Raw genomic sequence first — 18251 nt, 5'->3', positions numbered from 1 at the left:
TCTGCCCCAAAATACCACTGTAAGAAACTATATCATCACCATTTTTCAGTTCCAGTGCTTACATGTGATTATCCATGTTTTACCGTTATAGTGGTAAAATAAATAATATTGTGATAAAATGCCGTTATATCGGAAAAATTATGATATAAGTAATATAATACCGTTATACCGGTTAGAAGGAGTCGCCATGATAAATCGTCCGCTTTATATTTCTCAGCTTATACCACTCGTCGACAAGGATATCATCAAAGTACTAGTCGGTTTCAGACGTTCTGGAAAGTCCATTTTACTTGAGTTGATGAAACAGTACTTACTAGAAAACGGCCGGAGTAAAGAGCAGTTTATTTCACTCAATTTCGAAGATTTCGAGAATTTTGAATTGCGGGATGCGCACAAACTTCACCGCTATCTGAAAGATTTGCTGGCTAAAAGAAATGGAAAAGCCTATTTGTTTCTTGACGAAGTACAAATTGTCACAGGATTTGAGGAAGTCATTAACTCTTTGCGCGTCAGTGAAGACATTGATATTTACATAACAGGCTCAAATGCCAGCTTGCTTTCTGGTGAATTGGCAACCTATCTGGCAGGGCGTTACATTCAAATCTATGTCTATCCTTTCAGCTTTCAAGAATATATACAGGCAAAAAAAGAAATGGGCAAAATTAAAAGCTTAGACGCCTACTTTAATGATTTCCTTTTTGAGGGAGGAATGCCGTTCAATGTGACTCAGGATCTACCGGAGTTTACAAAAGAGAGCTACCTCAAAGATATTTTTAACTCTGTTGTTTTCAAAGACATTGTTGAGCGTCATCAAGTGCGCGACACAGAGCTGCTTGAGCGAACAATACTGTATACCTTGGACAATGCCGGGCAAATTTTTTCAGCTTCGACCATTTCAAAATACCTGAAAAGCCAGCAGCGAAGCGGAAAATCAGAGACTCTGCTTAATTACCTGAAATATGGCTCAGAAGCGCTCCTATTTTACCCGCTCCGGCGAAACGATTTGAAAGGGAAAAAAATATTTCAGACGAATGAAAAGTATTACCTAATAGACCAAGGCCTCCGAGAAGCAATGATTCATCGCAACCAAAACGATATCCAGCAAGTTCTTGAAAATATTGTGGCGCTTGAAGCTGCCAGACGGGGCTACAAAGCCACAGTAGGAATAATAGGGAACAAAGAAATTGACTTTGTTCTGGAAAAAGGAGGCCGGAAACTCTATTTACAAGTGACCTATCTACTCGCAGGCAAGGAAACGATTGAGCGCGAATTTAGCCCCCTAATCAGCATTAAAGATAATTACAGAAAAATAGTCCTCTCACTTGACCCGATTCTCCAGCCAAGAGAAGGAATTGAGCACCTGAGAATTCCAGAATTTCTGCTGGATGAAAGCTGGTAGAACTAAGAACATCAGCTACAAGAAGCCAGTTGTTTTTGGTGATTTTCTGGCGTTTTTGGAAAACTTTCTGCTATAATGTTAGCTATGGATTATTCAGAAATACTCGTAAGATACGGAGAGCTGTCGACAAAAGGCAAGAACCGTAAGCAGTTCATCGCCCGTTTGGCGCAAAATATGCGCGAAGTGATGGCCGATTTAACGGATGTCAAGATTGACGGCCGGCGCGACCATGCGCATGTTTACCTGCACGGCACGGATTACCAGCTCGTGGCTGAGCGCCTGACCAAGGTTTTCGGCATTCAGAGCTTTTCGCCCTCGATTCGTGTGGCGGCTGACTTGACAGAGCTGAAAGCAGCAGTGCTGCAGATTTTTCAGGAAATCTATCGGCCCGGTATGACCTTTAAAATCAATACCCATCGGGCCAACCACGACTTTGAGCTGGATTCGCTGGAGATTAACCAGGCGCTGGGTGATGTGGTTTTTGACCATTTTGACTTCGCCAAGGCTCAAATGAAAGGCGCAGACATCGTTCTGCGCGTGGAAGTGCGTTCTGAGGCAATTTTCCTCAACTACGAAACCATCAAAGGCGCGGGCGGACTTCCGGTCGGGAGCTCAGGCCGAGGCCATCTGATGCTCTCCGGCGGAATTGATTCCCCGGTGGCAGGATACCTGGCCCTGAAGCGCGGCGTGGAAATTGAAGCGGTGCATTTCGCTTCGCCGCCGTATACCTCTCCAGGCGCACTGCAGAAGGCCAAAGACCTGACGGCTAAATTAACAGCTTTCGGCGGAAAAATCCAATTCATCGAAGTGCCCTTCACCGAGATTCAGGAAGAAATCCGTGACAAGGCGCCGCAGACCTATCTGATGACACTGACGCGCCGCTTCATGATGCGCATTGCTGACGAAATCCGCGAGTTGCGTCACGGCAAAGTCATTATCAACGGCGAGTCTTTAGGCCAGGTCGCCTCGCAGACGCTCGGCTCAATGTCCGTGATTAATGCTGTTACAACGACGCCTATTATACGCCCGGTCGTGACGATGGACAAGCTGGAAATCATTGACATCGCCGAAAAAATTGACACTTTTAACTTGTCAATTCTGCCATTCGAAGACTGCTGCACGATTTTTGCGCCGCCGAATCCAAAAACCAATCCGAAGCTGGAAACGGCCGAATTCTACGAGACGCGGCTGGATGTAGACGGCCTGGTAGCGCGTGCTGTGGCAGGTATCAAGGTTGAGTTAATCAGTGGTGAACCCATTCACGCAGCGGATGAATTTGAGGACTTCTTGTAAATGATGCGCTGCCCCGCTAGTTTAAAGCTCGCAAAATTATCAGAAAATGATACAATAAGTTAGAAATAAATAAAGCAAATTTTAAGGAGAAACAATGGCAGTTAAACGTCTCTTTGACACTTTTGTTCCTGAAAATTATAAAGTTTTCCTGGACATTGACCGTCAAACCAAAACTATCAAGGGTAAAACCGCTGTAACGGGAGAGGCTAAGGACCTTGTCGTCAGTTTCCATGCGAAGGACCTGCATTTCACGAAGGTGCGCGTTTTCAGTGTTGACACGAATTTCATCGAGAATTACGAGGAAGAGGAAATCGTGGTGAATGTCGGCCGCAAAGGCCAGGTGACGCTGTCTTTCGAGTATGAGGCTAAGCTGACGGACAATATGATGGGAATTTACCCGTCTTACTATGAGGTTGACGGCGTCAAGAAGCAGCTGATCGGCACACAGTTCGAGAGCCATTTTGCGCGTCAGGCCTTTCCTTGTATCGACGAGCCTGAAGCTAAGGCGACCTTTGATTTGTCGGTCAAGTTTGACGAAGAGCCGGGCGATATCATTATCGCGAATATGCCGGAGCTGATGGAAATCGAGGGTATTCACGTCTTCCAGCGGACGGTTAAAATGTCAAGTTATCTGCTGGCCTTTGTTTTCGGCGACATGCAGGCAAAATACGGTAAAACCAAGTCGGGCGTTACGGTAGGGACTTTTTCAACGAAGGCGCATAAGCCTGAAGCGCTGGATTTCCCGCTTGAAATTGCCATCAAGTCGATTGATTTCTACGAAGATTACTATAAAACGCCTTATCCATTGCCGCACAGCTGGCATGTGGCACTGCCTGATTTCTCGGCCGGCGCCATGGAAAACTGGGGCTGTATCACTTACCGTGAGGTCTGCATGCTGGTTGACCCGGACAATGCGACCGAGGCCAGCAAGCAGTATGTGGCGACAGTTATCGCCCACGAGCTGGCGCACCAGTGGTTCGGCGACCTTGTGACCATGAAATGGTGGGATGACCTGTGGCTCAACGAATCCTTCGCCAACAATATGGAATATGTCTGTATTGATGCCATTCATCCGGAGTGGAAAATCTGGGAAGAGTTCTCAATTGATGAAGCTTCACTGGCTCTCGAACGCGACGCAACCGATGGTGTTCAGTCAGTACACGTTGAAGTGAATCATCCGGATGAAATCAATTCGCTCTTTGACCCTGCGATTGTCTATGCCAAAGGCTCACGCCTGATGGTCATGCTGCGCAAGTGGCTGGGTGATAAGGACTTCTCTGAAGGACTTCATCTTTATTTTGAAACGAACAAATACGGCAATACCACGGGCGACGACCTCTGGTCAGCTCTGAGTCAAGTGTCCGGCAAGGATGTTTCTGCCTTTATGCACTCATGGGTCAATCAGCCGGGTTATCCAGTAGTAGATGCAGAACTCGCCGGCGGCAATCTGGTCTTGAAGCAGCGCCAGTTCTTCATCGGTGAAGGTGAGGACAAAGGCCGTCTGTGGCAGATTCCGCTGAATGCGAATTATGCCGGTCTACCTGATGTTTTTGGTGAAGCTGAGATGACAGTGGCTGATTTCAAGCTTGAAGCTGACAGCCCTCTGCTGCTCAATGCTGACAATGCGGCGCATTATATCGTTCATTACCACGGCGAATTGCTGGACAGCATTCTTGCGAATCTGGACAGTTTATCTGATTTGGAGAAATTCCAGATTCTGCAGGACCAGAAATATCTGGCGCTGGCTCAGATGATTGACTTTGCGGACGTTATCAAGCTTCTGCCAAGCTTTGCCGGCGAAGAGAGCTACATTGTGAACAGTGCTCTGGATGGCCTGCTGAAGCAAATAGCCATCTTCATTGAGCCGGGCACAGCCGAGGAAAAAGCCTTTAATAGTCTGACTGAAAAGCTTTTTGCGAAACAGTATGCGCGATTAGGCTGGAAGAAAAAACCGGCCGAGTCTTCATCTGATGAGGCGCTGCGTGCCATTGTGCTGGAAAATATGATTAGTGCGGAGTCAGCTGATGCAGTGGCTGAAGCTTGCCGAATTTTCGAGTCACAAGCACAGGATATTCAAAATATCTCAGCCGACATTCGTCCAATCGTTCTGCGCAATGAAATTTCATCATCGAACTCGCCTGAGCGTGTCCATGAATTCATGGCTTTATACACAAAAACCAGCGTACAAGAGCTCAAAGACGAGCTCAATAAAGCTGTTTCGTTTATCAAAGACGCAGCAGCAATTGATGAACTTTTGGCGAATATGGAAAATGCAAGCATCATCAAGCCGCAGGACATCGCTTTCTCATGGCTCTATCTGCTGAGAAACGCCTTCTCGCAAGATGCAGCCTGGAAGTGGATGCAGGACAACTGGGCATTGCTTGAAGAAAAATTAAGCGGTGACATGAGCTTTGACCGCTTCATCGTCTACGGCGGAAAATACTTCAAGACAGCTGAGAAACTAGCCGAGTTCAAGAACTTCTTTGAGCCGCTGCTCAGCAATGCCGGCTTGGCACGCGCCATCCAGCTCTCAATCAAGCAGATTGAATCGCGCGTGAAACTGCTGGATTCACAGAGAACTGCGGTTGCAGAAGCTGTGATTGAAACAAATGAGAAATTCTAAATTGAAAAAACGTGCTTCGGCGCGTTTTTTCATAAAGTCCAGTCTCAGGCAAAAGGATGAGTTTTAAACATGAATCTGTGATAGAATAAACTAACAAATAAAAAAGTCGTGCGCCAGTGCGACCGCCATATCCATAAAAGGAGGTTTTATGATTGCAATTATCATTGTCATCGCTGTTATCGTAGTGCTGGGGCTGGCGATAGCCGGCATATACAACGGCCTAGTCCGCTCAAGGATGCAGACGAAAGAAGCCTGGGCACAGATTGATGTCCAGCTGAAACGCCGAAATGACCTGATTCCGAACCTGGTTGAGACGGTCAAAGGCTACGCAGCCCATGAAAAGTCAACATTTGACGCCGTGACCGAGGCCAGATCGAAAGTCGCAGGCGCTGCCACGCCTGCCGCAGCCATGGAAGCATCCAACCAGCTCTCAGGCGCCCTAGGACGCTTACTGGCCGTGGCAGAAGCTTATCCGCAGCTCCAGGCCAACACAAACTTTCTCCAGCTGCAGACAGAATTAACCAATACTGAAGATAAGATTTCAGTGACACGCCAGCTTTACAACTCAGCCACCAGCAATTACAACATGAAACTGCAGACTTTCCCGACCAATCTGATAGCCGGCATGTTCAGCTTCAAAGAAGCAGCCTTTTTTGAAACGCCAGAGGCTGAGAAAGCAGCGCCAAAGGTTGATTTCGGCGTGTAACCGTTAGAGTCAGGGAAAAGATATGAACAAATTTACAAGTAAAACTTGGGCGAAAATTGCGGCTGTTTTTGTCGTGATTTTTGCTTTACTCTTTGCCGGATTAATGATATTTCGAGCGGCCTCTTCAGGGGCGTCCGGCAATGGCCCTAGCTACAAGATTACAAAATATCAGGGCGACATGACGCTGAAATCCGACAATACAGCGACTTATGTCATGCATCTGACCTACCAGTTCAGCAGCAGTTACAATGGACAATACGTTACATTTGGCAAGGCCGGCAAAACTCCTGCCGGCTTTACACCCCAACTGAAGACGGTGACGGCTTCAAGAAATGCTCAGTCGCTTCGCTCAGAAAATCTGCAGTTTACAACATCTGACGAAGGCGATGCACTTGTCACAAAAGTCTACAATGCAGGTTCTTCAGGCGATAAGGTAGATTTAACACTGACTTATCAGATTACAAATATACTTTGGGCTTATCGCGACATTTTCGTGATGAACTGGGTGCCGATTTCTGACTGGGACGTGCCGCTCCAAAATGTTGAATTCACGGTGACAGCGCCCGAGTCTGTTGCGACGCGCATGCAGCCGCAGCTCGGCTACCTTAATCAAAAGGTGAAGGCCGTTAAGTCCGGCAAAACCTGGTCATTCACAGTGAAAAAAATTCCGTCAGGTGCTGATTTGAGCCTTTACGCGCGTTGGGATAGTCAGGCTTTTCAGGCCTTTGCACAGAATTCGCCGGCTTCTGTGGACAAAACTTCCTATTTGTCTGCGTTTGAAAAGAAAGCTGACAGTAATGACAGGAATTCAAGTATTTATGATACGCTGTTTTACTTTGTTGTCCCTGTCCTTTTGGGGCTGATTACACTTTATCTGGTTTGGCGAGTGGTCCGCTTTACGAATCGGATTGCACCAAAAGCAAGTCTGGATGACAATTTGCGCCTTTACGAAGTGCCGGAAGATTTACCGCCGCTTTTAGTGGCAAGCCACATTTACTCAAGTGATGTAAATGAGCTGCGTCCGATGGCCAAAACAGAGCCGATTAGCTTTAAAAATCTAATCATGGCAACCATCACTGATTTGATTGACAGAGGTGTACTGGCGGTGGACGGAGAGACGCTGAAACGGACTGGCCAAACGGATTTATTGCCTTCTGAGGCAGAAGCTCTGAGCATGGTCATGGGGAGTCGTCAGCAAATCAATTTCGACGATGCTTTTATCGACTATAAGATGGGTTCCGGCTATGTGAGCAAAGAAGCGGAACAAGAGGCCGGGCAGGCCATCAAATCTGACTTTGAGTCTGAGGTTAAACGCATAGCAGGAGCGGTGAGACAAGATTTGGCCGCCAAAAACTTACCAGACTTTTTCCGCAGACTGTCTCCTCGAGAAAATAACAAAATGTTTTTCAGCAATTTGGCGCTTTATCTGGTGGCAGTACTTGGGATTATTTCACTGATTCTGACGGCCAATAAAACTTTTTTAGCGCAGCCTGTCTTTTTCGAGCTTGCCTTGATTGCAGAGATTTCCTTGGCTCTGCCTGTGGCTTTCTTCTTCTCAGCCATTGCTTTTCGCCTTGGACGTGATGGAGTGATTACCAAGGAAGGCGCGCAGGCACAGCTGCAATGGAATGCTTTTTCCCGGATGCTGCGTGAAATTGCGCATCTGGACGATGACAAGCTTGAGAGTATTAAAATCTGGAATCGTATGCTGGTCTTTGCGACCATGTTCGGTTATGCCGACGAAGTCATCAAGCTGATTAACACGCGCGGTATCCAGCTGACAGGCAATCTGAACAACAGCAATTTCGGCTTCTACTATCCGCTCTACTTGGGCTTCGGCTCCAGTCTGAACTCAACTGTTCAGAGCTTCACTGCAGCTTCCAGCATTAACATCAATACTGGCGGCGGCGGATTCAGCAGCGGCGGCGGCTTCTCCGGCGGCGGAGGCGGCGGAGGCGGTGGAGCCTTTTAACAAAACAAAATAACAAAGGGACTCGCGAGTCCCTTTATATTTTAGTCTTTTGGGTTATCTGCCTGAACACGCATTTCCAGACGCCGTAGCGCCGCCAGATGGAGCTGATTTCTTTGCCGTCTGTTTCATAAATGAGGATGAAAGTGCGGGCGCTGAGCTGGTGGGCTGAATAATGGAGAATGCCGGAGGAAGATTGGGTGAAATCCGGGCTTCGTTGGCCGAATTCGTTGATTTCAGTGAATTCTCTGGCTCGGAGGTCTTCTCCTGCTAGTAGTTTTTCTTCTTTTGAAAGCAGAAGCAGCGAGACGTCAGCAACTCGGGATTCTTCGGGCAGAACTGCAGGCTCAACGTGGACATCGGTATCAAAAACGCCGAATTGTTCTCTGAGGATTTTTTCGATTTCTTCTGTGGTGCTGTGGCTTTCGGAGACGCTCATGTCCGGCGACATTTCGATGACTACATCGAGGAAGACGTTCGCGCCGTAGGTGCGGCCGCGCATCATTTTGACGGACTTTACTTTGTCGATGGATTCGATGGCGGTACGGTATTCTTCCAAAAGACTTTCATCGAAGCCGTCTGTGAGTGAAAAGGCTGAGTCGCGGAAGATGTCATAGGCGGTCTTGAAAATGAAGCCACAGATGATGATGGCGGCCAGCTGGTCAATCAGCGTTAAATGGAAAGATGCGGCGATAATGGCGATTGATGTTCCAATCGAGGTCACCGCGTCGCTCAAGTTGTCTTTGCTGGCGGCAAGAAGCGCCGGAGAATTGACTTTTTTGGCTAAACGGCGATTGTAAAAGTAGACGCACAGCATGACGGCAGCAGAAAAGAGGCCGATTGCGGCACCGAGCGGCTCGACGGTTGTTTCTTTATTATTGAGCAGATTGGTGATGATTTCGCGCAGCAGCTCGAAGCCAACCATGGCCATGATGAAGCTGGAAATAAGGCTGGCAATGGATTCGACTTTCCAGTGGCCGTAGACGTGATTGGAGTCCGCAGGCACACGGGCCATGCGCAGGCCGATTAGTAGGGCAATGTTGCCCATGATGTCGGTCAGATTATTGAAGCCATTGGCACGCAGGGCGGCTGAGCTGACGAGTCCGGCAATCGCCAGCTGCAGGACGGACAGAACAATGTAGGCGCCGATGGATATCCAGGCGCCTTTTTCGGCCATTTTGAGGTTTTGACTGCGCATGTTTTGCATGCTCTTATTATAACACGCAATTTGTAATTATTGTGCGGGACTTATTTTTCTGAATTTTCCTTTCAGGGAGTGTATAGGATGTTCAGGCAGGCTTTTCCCAAAGAATGGTAAAAGCTTGACAAACATGAAATATTGAAGTACAATTTTGTTTGTTAGATTTTTATTTGTAAAACTAAATAATTTTTTTGAGCATTTTCTACAATAATTTGTTATAATTTTAACGCTCATTCTATTATATTGTTTATTCATTTTAACAATCTAAAGTTCGAGAAAAGAAAGGAATTATTCTATGATTTTTAAGTCAATCATCAAGCATAAGTGGTTTGCGATTTTGTCCATTGTGTCAACTTTCCTTTATGCTGGATTGCAGCTTTATCAGCCGCAGGTCATGAAAGAGATTCTGACGATTTTGTCTTCACAGACTTTGTCGCGTTCTCAAATGTCAGACCAGATTGTAGCTCCAGGCATTCGGCTGCTGATTGTGGCCGGCATCGGTATTGTCGGCGCGGTTGTCAGTACACTTAGTGCGGCGCGTCTGGCACAGGATATCGGCGCGGATGTGCGTGAAGCGGCCTATAAGAAAATCAACACTTTTTCTTATGAAAATGTTGAAAAATTCAGTGCGGGAAATCTGGTTGTCCGTATGACCAATGATGTCACCCAGGTTCAGACGCTGATGATGATGAGCTTCCAGATTCTGCTCCGTATTCCGGTGCTCCTGGTCGGCGGTATTATTCTTTCTGTGACGACATTGCCGAAATTATGGTGGGTTACGGTTCTCCTGATTGTCCTCATTGTTATTGTCACGATTGTGATTATGAGCCGGATGGGCCCGCATTTCATGGCTTTCCAGCGTCTGATGGACCGCATCAATGCCATCGCCAAGCAAAACCTGCGCGGGGCGCGCGTGGTTAAGTCATTCGTGCAGGAGTCCAACCAAATCGAGCAGTTCGACAAGACTTCAGACGAGCTCTACGACCATAACTGGGCCGTCGGAAAGCTCTTCTCCGCAATGATTCCGCTGTTCACAATCATTATGCAAGGCGCTATTTGGGTAGGTATTTACTTTGTCTCAACCTTTGTGACAGATTCGCAGACGATTGCCTCCGACAGTCTGGGCGGGCTTTCTACCTTCATGACTTACATGGGGCAAATCATGTTCGCCATCATTATGGGCGGGATGATTTCCATGTTTGCCTCACGCGGCATGGTCTCCATCGGCCGTATCAACGAAATCATGAAGACAGAACCGGCCATGAAGTTTGATGAAAATGCAAAAGACGAAACTCTGACGGGTTCTGTCAAATTTGACCACGTCTCATTTGCTTATCCGAACGATGAAGAGCCAACGCTAAAAGACATTAGTTTTGAAATTCAGCCGGGTCAGATGATTGGTGTGGTCGGAGCTACCGGTGCTGGTAAATCAACGCTGGCACAGCTGATTCCGCGACTGTTTGACCCAACTGAGGGAACTGTTTCGGTCGGCGGGAAAGATTTGAAAACTGTCAGCCGCGGCACGCTGAAACAAAACATTTCCATTGTGCTGCAGAAAGCGATTCTCTTCTCCGGCACGATTGCCGGCAATATCAAGCAGGGCAAGGCGGATGCTTCGCAGAGCGAAATGTCGCGGGCGGCTCGAATTGCTCAGGCTGCAGAATTTATTGAGACGAAAGACGGCCAGTACAATGCGGAAGTTGAAGAGCGCGGCAACAACTTCTCCGGCGGTCAAAAACAGCGTCTGTCCATTACCCGCGGCGTCATTAAAGACCCTAAGATTTTGATTCTGGATGACTCGACCTCCGCTCTGGATGCCAAGTCTGAAGCGCTTGTCCAAGACGCTTTGAATAAGGACTTGAAGAATACAACGACGATTATTATCGCGCAGAAGATTTCTTCGGTCGTTCATGCGGACAGCATTCTCGTGCTTGACCAGGGCAGACTGGTCGGTCAGGGCACGCACCACGAGCTGGTAGCCGGCAACAAGGTTTACCAGGAAATTTACGAGACACAGAAAGCACAGGAGGACTGATAAATGGAAAATGTTAAAACGCCAAAGAAAAGGTCTGATACTGCACGTGCGATTCAGTTCTTCTATCTTTATCTTAAAAAATATAAACTTTTATTTGCGCTGATTCTGGTCTTCATTGTGGCGGCAACTTGGCTTCAGGTGATTGCTCCGTCACTGCTGGGCGATGCTTTTACAAATCTGATGACTTATGTGGGGGATTTCTTTAAACATCAGAACCATGCGGAGGCACAAAAAGGCCTAGAGCAGATTGCGGCTGAGCTGAATAAGTCCATGCATCTGAATTTGAGCTGGAAAGAAGTGCCAGGCGCTGTAGCTAAACTGCCGCAGGCGACTCAGGATCTTCTTACTGCTAAGCTGCCTAAAGGTGTAACGCTTGCAGCAATGTACGCTTCGGCGACTTCAAAAGCGGCCTCAACAGCTACATTTATGGCTGGCATGTTCAAGCTGCTGGCTGCTTATGTGGCGACGGGCGTGTCCATGCTGATTTACTCGCTCTTGTTCAGCCGCATCATTGCTCATTCTACGAACCGCATGCGTAAAGGCTTGTTCGGCAAGCTTGAGCGTCTGACGATTTCTTACTTTGACCGTCATCAGGACGGTGATATACTGGCTCGTTTCACGTCGGACCTGGACAATATCCAGCAGACTTTGAACCAGGCGATGGTCTCTCTGGCCAGTAACGGTGCGCTTTTCATCGGTGTTCTGATTCAGATTTTCAACAAAGACGTTACTTTTGCTTTGCTGACAATTTCAATCTCGCCGGTTGCGATTATCTGCGCGATTATCATTGTCCGGCAGGCGAAAAAGTCAACCGACAAGCAGCAGGAGGAAGTTTCTCAGCTCAATGCTTACATGGATGAGAAAATTTCTGGACAAAAAGCCATTATTGTCGAAGGACTTCAGCAGGATTCGATTGACGGCTTCATGAAGCACAATGAGTCAGTCAAAAAACGGACCTTTGCGGCTCAGGCCTGGTCAGGCATGATTTTCCCGCTGATGACGGGCTTCCAGCTCTTGAGTCTGGCCATCGTCATCTTCGGCGGTACAGCTTATGTGCTCCACAGTGATATGTCGCTGGCCGTAGGCCTTGGCCTGGTCGTTTCCTTCGTGCAATACGTTCAGACTTATTACAATCCAATCATGCAGATTTCGTCCAACTTCGGGCAGCTGCAGCTGGCCATCACAGGCGCTACTCGTTTGAATGTGATGTTTGAACAGCCAGAGGAAATTCGTCCGGAAAACGGCAAGAAATTCGACAAACTCAGAGATAATGTACGAATTGAAAATGTCAACTTCGAGTATCTGCCAGACACGCCGATTCTGAAAAATGTCAACATTGAAGTTGATAAAGGCCAGATGGTCGCTCTGGTTGGTCCGACCGGATCCGGTAAGACAACCGTCATGAACCTGATGAACCGCTTCTACGACGTGAACAGCGGCGCCATCAAGATTGACGGAACAGACGTCCGTGAATTTGACCTGGATTCCCTCCGCAGCAAGGTCGGAATCGTTCTGCAGGAATCAACTCTGTTTGACGGCACCATTGCGGAGAACATTGCCTTCGGCAAACCGGAAGCGACGATGGATGAAATTATCACAGCGGCCAAAACGACGCACATTGATCCATTCATTGAAAGTCTGCCGGACGGCTACAAGACGCATGTCAGCGATGATGACAACGTCTTCTCAGTCGGCCAGAAGCAGCAGATTTCCATTGCGCGTACAATTCTGACAAATCCGGAACTTCTGATTCTGGACGAAGCTACTTCAAATGTCGATACAGTCACTGAGCAGCTGATTCAGTGGGCGATGGAAGCGGCTATCGCTGGCCGGACTTCGTTTGTCATTGCGCATCGGCTGAAGACGATTTTGAACGCGGATAAGATTATTGTCCTTAAGGACGGTCAAGTCATTGAGCAGGGCACGCACCATGAGCTGGTGGCTGCGAATGGCTTCTATGCTGAACTTTATCATAATCAGTTTGTGTTTGAGGACTGACATACGGAAAAGTAACAGAAAGCTGCTAAGGTAATAGTCACCTTAGCAGCTTTTTTTGCTCTATTTTCAAGATTATAGACAAAAGCATTATAAACGTCAGATAAAATTGTTGCTCTTTGTACTGCAAATCGGCCGGAAATGTCCAAAAAATACAAATTCAGAAGCTTATTTTTTCTCCTCATTCTCCTCCGTCAAGTCCTGAATCTCTTCTCTGACAATGTTTGCGAGTTCAAAAGCTCCAGCGTATTTCAATACGTCGTAATAATACCACATCTCGTCTTTGGCTAAGTCGGGTAGGAGGTCAGATAAGAAATTGAAGCGGGCTTTATCGTACTTCAGTTCCATTTTCTCATAGAGAAGCTGTGCGGTAATCTCAAGGTTCTCAAGTTGAAAAATCACTTCTTTAGCGGCTGGAAGTTCTTTTCTCACTAAAAAACTATCCAAAACGTTGAGTGCAGTATCAAGAACAGATTTTTTGTCTATATTGGAAAGAGTATTGTAATTACTTTTTATAATCATCTGCATAAAAAGTTGCTCCAGAGTTTCTGTGTTAAATATTTCGACTGCCCAACTAAGCAAAAAAGTCTCATAGCGCCCCCAATGCTTTACTTTTAGTAAGAAGTCGGTTAGGAATCTTATGTCTTTGCGAGAGATTACTCTTGAGGAATCCAGCTTAGTGAGCACAATTTCCACTAAAATTCTATCGAACTGATACTTTTTCTGATAGGGTCTGTTTTTTATTTCCTGCCTTACTTTTGTAAGTAAACTTTCTAGCAGTGAGATGTTGCGAGTTTCCAGTGCTTTAGCGAGAATTTGAGCGTTTTGGAGAGGCATCGGGTCATGCTGGGTGGAAAGTTTTTGAAAAATACTTTCATATTCTGAAGAAGTGACGCCGATATTTCTGAGGATTTTTAAGAAGGAGTCAGTTCCAAGCATGGTTAAGCCGTGTTCAAAACGAGAGATTGAAGCAGCAGAAACAGTTGAATCTTCAATTTCATGCTGTGTGTAGCCTTTAGATTTGCGAATTTCATGAAAAACTCGTCCGTACTCTTTGTCAATTTTTGTTTTTTTATCGTTATCCATATTCATCCTAAATGTGCAAATTGTTAATTAGTTAGGTTTGATTAAAAATTACGGTTTTTCTTATTTAATTATATAATTTATTCTATAGATTTGCAATCTATAAGTAAAAACATTTAAGAAGGGAGCATATGATGAAAAAATTTAAAGTTTTAAAAATGATTGGGTTTATTGCACCGCTGATTACTTTCAGTGTATTACATATGACTGGAGTTTCCTTTTAAGTTAAAAAGTGCAGCTCAACTACTCTGAATGTCTAACGACATGTCAAAATTTAAAAACGGTAAAAGCTTGCAATTTTACCGTTTTTTCTGTAAAATAAATATTACTGAGGGCTCGTAGTGTAATGGATATCACGTAAGATTCCGGTTCTTGCGATGTGGGTTCGATTCCCGCCGAGCTCAGTAAAGGCCTGATGTCAATGTCAGCCCCCAAAAAGAAGAGAAGCTTTCTCTTCAATAAAACAAAATCCGGAAGCAACGGATTTTTATTTTAGCAAGGAACACATGGATATACTCTTTTTAGGCACATCGGCCGGTCAGCCGTCGAAAGCCCGCAATGTCAGCTCTCTGGCCCTGAAAATGCTGGACGAGCGCAACGAAGTCTGGCTCTTTGATTGCGGCGAGGGCACGCAGCGGCAGATTTTGGCGACGACGCTGAAGCCGCGCAAGGTCGCGAAAGTCTTTATCACGCACATGCACGGCGATCACGTTTTCGGACTGCCCGGATTTTTGGCCAGCCGGAATTTCCAGGCGAGCGAAGAAGAAGGACAGACGGATTTGGACATGTACGGCCCGATTGGCCTGAAAGATTTCGTGATGAATGCCCTCAGGGCCACGAAAACCCGTCTGGCCTTTAGAATCAACTTCCACGAGCTGGATGCAGCGGGGAAAGTTTTCGAAGATGAGAGCTTCGAAGTCTATGCGGAGAAGCTGAATCACACGATTTTCTGCCTGGGCTACCGGGTCGTCGAAAAAGACAAAATCGGTGAGCTGGATGCTGAAAAGCTGAAAGCAGACGGCCTGCCTTTCGGTCCACTGTTCGGCAAGGTCAAAAAAGGCGAGACGGTAGAATATGCCGGAAAAGTTTTTGCCCCTGCCGACTATATCGGCCCGGACAAGAAGGGGAAAGTCGTGACGATTCTGGGCGATACCCGAAAGACTGACGCCGCCGTACGCCTAGCTATCGGCTCAGATATTCTGGTTCACGAAGCGACCTACAAAGCTGGTGATGAGGCGCTTGCCAAGAAGCACGGCCATTCAAGCGCGCGCCAGGCGGCAGAAGTCGCACGCGAAGCCGGCGTCAAACGCCTGCTGATGAATCACGTATCTGCGCGCTATCTTGGCCCTGACATCTCAGAGCTGGCACAAGGCGCCAAAAAGATTTTCGAGAATTCATTTGTGACGAAGGATTTCTATGAAGAGACAATCAGCTAGAAACATTGTCATTACGGGTGCGACAGGTGATATTGCACAGGCTGTCGTCAAACGGCTGCCGAATGACCATCTTTTTCTGCTGAGCCGCTCTCTGCCTGAGCCGGAACTCCCTGAAAAAGTGGACATTCTCATTAATAATGCGGGTTTTGGACAGTTTGAGTTCTTGCAGGATTTATCCGAGGCTCAGATTGATGAAATGTTCAAAGTGAACCTGCTGGACGCCGTCAAATTGACGCGGAAATTACGACCGACGAAAGTCGTGAATATTGCCAGTATTGCAGGACATTTGCCCACAGAAAAATCAAGCATCTATGCCGCCTCAAAAGCGGCGCTGATTGTCTTCGGTGAAGCGCTGCGGTTCGAGGGCGTGCAGGTGCTGAATGTCAATACTGGCCCTGTCATCACGAAATTCCACGCCGCGAGGCCGGATTATCTGGAAAAGGTTGGCCGACATGCCGTCACAGCAGACTTTGTGGCCGAGAAAATTGTAAAAAACCTAAACAGTCACAAGCGTGAATTGAATCTACCCTGGACACTGGCCGTTGCAGTCAAGTTGCGTGCTCTGTTTCCAGGTTTGATTGACCGCATCAGTCGAAGATTTTTTAATTACAAATAACGGAGGTCATTCTCAATGACAAGACCAACCCTAGATCAATACTTCATGGAAATCGCACAGCTCACCAGCTCGCGCGGCACCTGCGACCGCCGCTTTGTCGGCGCACTGGTAGTGAAAGACCGCCATGTCATTGCCACAGGCTACAACGGCTCTGTCAGCGGCGACGTGCACTGTGACGAAGTCGGGCACAAGATGGAAAATGGACATTGCATCCGAACTGTTCACGCCGAGCAGAATGCGCTGATCCAATGCGCAAAATACGGCGAAGCCACAAACGGGACAAGTATCTACGTGACGGATTTTCCGTGCCTGATTTGCACGAAGCTGATTATTCAGGCCGGCGTCGCCGAGATTATTTACGGGCGCGAGTACGGTGACACCGACTACGCCAAAGAGCTGCTGGCGGGCGCTGGTGTCAAAGTGCGACAGTTTGAGCTGGCGGAATTTAAAAACTGAAAACTTCGCTTTTACTTATCACAGAATCCAAAAAATGAGTTGAGATTTCTTCACCTTTAAAGTTAGCTTTAAAGGTGATTTTTTTTGTCTTGCTTTGCTATGTTAATAAGAACTTCTTACACTGAGAAATACGCAATTTTTTCAAAACTTTAACTTGATTTTCCATGTTCAGAATGCATAAAATGCCTAAACACGCAAAATATATAGTAATTCTGTTAAAAATTCTTGACAGCAATGAATCATTAAAGTAAAATAAATTAAAAAGATAAATTAGATAGTTTTGCCTTGCGCGAGACTCTGCAAAAAGTAAAGGAAACAGAAAATGACAGAAGAAAACACATTTTTACCGCTTGGAAGCCTTGTAATTCTTAAAGGGGCACTCAAAAAACTCATGATTGTCAACCGCGCCTGTCTTTTTGACGGTAAGTATTTCGATTACGGCGCTGTTCTTTATCCGGAGGGAATGATTGATAATAATCTTGCGTATTTCAGCCAAGAGGACATTTTCAAAGTCGTCTTTGAATCTTTTACCGATGACGACGACAATCTAATGGTAGAGCAGCTTCGGCAGGCAAAAGAGGCGTACTTCGCCGCTCAGCGGCAACCTGCGGAAAGCATGCAAACTGCGCTCGAGACACTCACGCAGCCGGACGATGACGATCCTTTTGCCACGGTTCGCGACATGGAGGATTATCTATGAGCGACGCAGAAATACTGGCGAAGATTGCGAGGTTACAGGGCATTATCGGTCAACTGTCAGGCCTGGTGGGCAGCGTTGAAGCACTGGACTTCACCCAGTTTAAAGAAGGCGGCACGAACATGTGGGCCGGTCGGGTGAAGAGCGGCAAGTATAATCCGAAGTATGACGACGGAAAAGCCCAGCTCGCAAAAACCGCACCGGAGATTGAAGAGGCGATAGCGGCCTGCCGAAACAAGATTCAGGTTTTGAACATGTTGCTTGAAGAATCTGCCGTACAAGGGCAATTCTGGTGAAAAAGGAGAATTTATGGTACAACAAATGCTAGAGGGCGGCGGTTACGAAACTGTCACTGTGAAAGTGGGCACTGTAGCCTCAGAGGTGGCAGGCATAAAAAACGGCCTGAACACAAATGACGCACATCTCAAGGTGACGCGTGTCCCGGCGGTTTTCGAGATTTACGATGAGCTGACGCAGCTGGTGGCGTCTTACGGCGCGATGGGGCAGGGCGACCTTGAGGAGTTCCGCCAGCTGGCTGTGAATATTAGAAATACAGACGGGGAGGCCGGGTAATGAGCAATGACGAGCTTTATTATGACGCGCTGACCAATCTGTCAGAGCGGGTGGTCAGAGGACTCCTGAACCGCAGTCAGCCCTTAGAAGCCATGAGTCAGGCACTGACTCAGCTTGCAGGAACAGACACGATTAAGGGTCAGGGGGCAGACGCCATGCGCGCCTACAT

At 47.1% G+C, this 18251-nt stretch carries 15 protein-coding genes and 1 tRNA gene; 14 read left to right on the top strand and 2 right to left on the bottom strand.

Translation table 11 applies throughout. The annotated features are described in order from the left end of the window. Positions 1 to 187: 187 nt before the first annotated feature. The 5 genes from ACYQ2E_RS04020 (at position 188) to ACYQ2E_RS04000 (ending at position 7993) form a co-directional block, all read left to right on the top strand. Positions 188 to 1399 (top strand): ATP-binding protein, encoded by a 1212-nt coding sequence (locus ACYQ2E_RS04020; RefSeq protein WP_460016780.1) that lies wholly within the window; start codon positions 188 to 190, stop codon positions 1397 to 1399. An 84-nt stretch (positions 1400 to 1483) separates the two neighbouring features. After that, the gene (gene thiI / locus ACYQ2E_RS04015; RefSeq protein WP_460016779.1) at positions 1484 to 2692 is read left to right on the top strand and encodes a tRNA uracil 4-sulfurtransferase ThiI; all 1209 of its coding nucleotides are present in this window, start codon (positions 1484 to 1486) and stop codon (positions 2690 to 2692) included. A gap of 94 nt (positions 2693 to 2786) precedes the next feature. Further along, positions 2787 to 5315: a M1 family metallopeptidase gene (locus ACYQ2E_RS04010; protein ID WP_460016778.1), complete on the top strand. Its 2529-nt coding sequence runs from the start codon at positions 2787 to 2789 to the stop codon at positions 5313 to 5315. 148 nt (positions 5316 to 5463) lie between these two features. Then, on the top strand, positions 5464 to 6021 hold the full coding sequence (locus tag ACYQ2E_RS04005) for a LemA family protein (protein ID WP_460016777.1): 558 nt from the start codon (positions 5464 to 5466) through the stop codon (positions 6019 to 6021). Between the two features lie 22 nt (positions 6022 to 6043). After that, entirely contained in the window at positions 6044 to 7993 is a 1950-nt protein-coding gene (locus ACYQ2E_RS04000) for a DUF2207 family protein (RefSeq protein WP_460016776.1), read from the top strand. 34 nt (positions 7994 to 8027) lie between these two features. On the opposite strand, the gene ACYQ2E_RS03995 is transcribed toward ACYQ2E_RS04000, so the two are convergent. Continuing rightward, entirely contained in the window at positions 8028 to 9197 is a 1170-nt protein-coding gene (locus tag ACYQ2E_RS03995) for a cation diffusion facilitator family transporter (RefSeq protein ID WP_460016775.1), read from the bottom strand. 289 nt (positions 9198 to 9486) lie between these two features. Between ACYQ2E_RS03995 and ACYQ2E_RS03990 the strand changes: the two genes are divergently transcribed. Together ACYQ2E_RS03990 and ACYQ2E_RS03985 are read left to right on the top strand one after the other, a co-directional pair. Next, a complete protein-coding gene (locus tag ACYQ2E_RS03990) occupies positions 9487 to 11226 on the top strand; it encodes an ABC transporter ATP-binding protein (RefSeq protein ID WP_460016774.1) in 1740 nt (579 codons plus the stop codon). A gap of 3 nt (positions 11227 to 11229) precedes the next feature. After that, complete coding sequence (locus ACYQ2E_RS03985; protein WP_460016773.1) at positions 11230 to 13224, top strand: ABC transporter ATP-binding protein; 1995 nt, start codon at positions 11230 to 11232, stop codon at positions 13222 to 13224. A 165-nt stretch (positions 13225 to 13389) separates the two neighbouring features. Here ACYQ2E_RS03985 and ACYQ2E_RS03980 read toward each other — a convergent pair whose 3' ends face one another. Further along, a complete protein-coding gene (locus ACYQ2E_RS03980) occupies positions 13390 to 14307 on the bottom strand; it encodes an Rgg/GadR/MutR family transcriptional regulator (protein WP_460016772.1) in 918 nt (305 codons plus the stop codon). Between the two features lie 329 nt (positions 14308 to 14636). Here ACYQ2E_RS03980 and ACYQ2E_RS03975 point away from each other — a divergent pair. The 7 genes from ACYQ2E_RS03975 to ACYQ2E_RS03945 all read left to right on the top strand — a co-directional run bounded on the left by ACYQ2E_RS03975 (position 14637) and on the right by ACYQ2E_RS03945 (position 18082). Then, a tRNA-Arg gene (locus tag ACYQ2E_RS03975) sits at positions 14637 to 14708 on the top strand. Between the two features lie 102 nt (positions 14709 to 14810). Continuing rightward, the gene (gene rnz, locus ACYQ2E_RS03970) at positions 14811 to 15740 is read left to right on the top strand and encodes a ribonuclease Z (protein ID WP_460016771.1); all 930 of its coding nucleotides are present in this window, start codon (positions 14811 to 14813) and stop codon (positions 15738 to 15740) included. Continuing rightward, positions 15721 to 16356, top strand: a complete 636-nt coding sequence (locus ACYQ2E_RS03965; RefSeq protein WP_460016770.1) for an SDR family NAD(P)-dependent oxidoreductase — start codon at positions 15721 to 15723, stop codon at positions 16354 to 16356. Before rnz ends, ACYQ2E_RS03965 begins: the two co-directional genes overlap by 20 nt. A 15-nt stretch (positions 16357 to 16371) precedes the next feature. Next, positions 16372 to 16812 carry a deoxycytidylate deaminase gene (locus ACYQ2E_RS03960; protein ID WP_460016769.1) on the top strand — a complete coding sequence of 147 codons (441 nt, stop codon included), beginning with the start codon at positions 16372 to 16374 and terminating at the stop codon, positions 16810 to 16812. Between the two features lie 322 nt (positions 16813 to 17134). Further along, positions 17135 to 17512, top strand: a complete 378-nt coding sequence (locus tag ACYQ2E_RS03955; protein WP_460016768.1) for a DUF4176 domain-containing protein — start codon at positions 17135 to 17137, stop codon at positions 17510 to 17512. Next, positions 17509 to 17805 (top strand): hypothetical protein, encoded by a 297-nt coding sequence (locus ACYQ2E_RS03950; RefSeq protein ID WP_460016767.1) that lies wholly within the window; start codon positions 17509 to 17511, stop codon positions 17803 to 17805. The genes ACYQ2E_RS03955 and ACYQ2E_RS03950 overlap by 4 nt, the downstream gene beginning before the upstream one ends. 13 nt (positions 17806 to 17818) lie before the next feature. Beyond that, entirely contained in the window at positions 17819 to 18082 is a 264-nt protein-coding gene (locus tag ACYQ2E_RS03945; protein ID WP_460016766.1) for a hypothetical protein, read from the top strand. The last annotated feature ends 169 nt before the right edge of the window (positions 18083 to 18251 follow it).

The organism is Lactovum odontotermitis, from assembly GCF_054658595.1.
The sequence above is the reverse complement of the archived record's forward strand: the minus strand, read 5'-3'. Positions and strand labels throughout refer to the sequence as shown.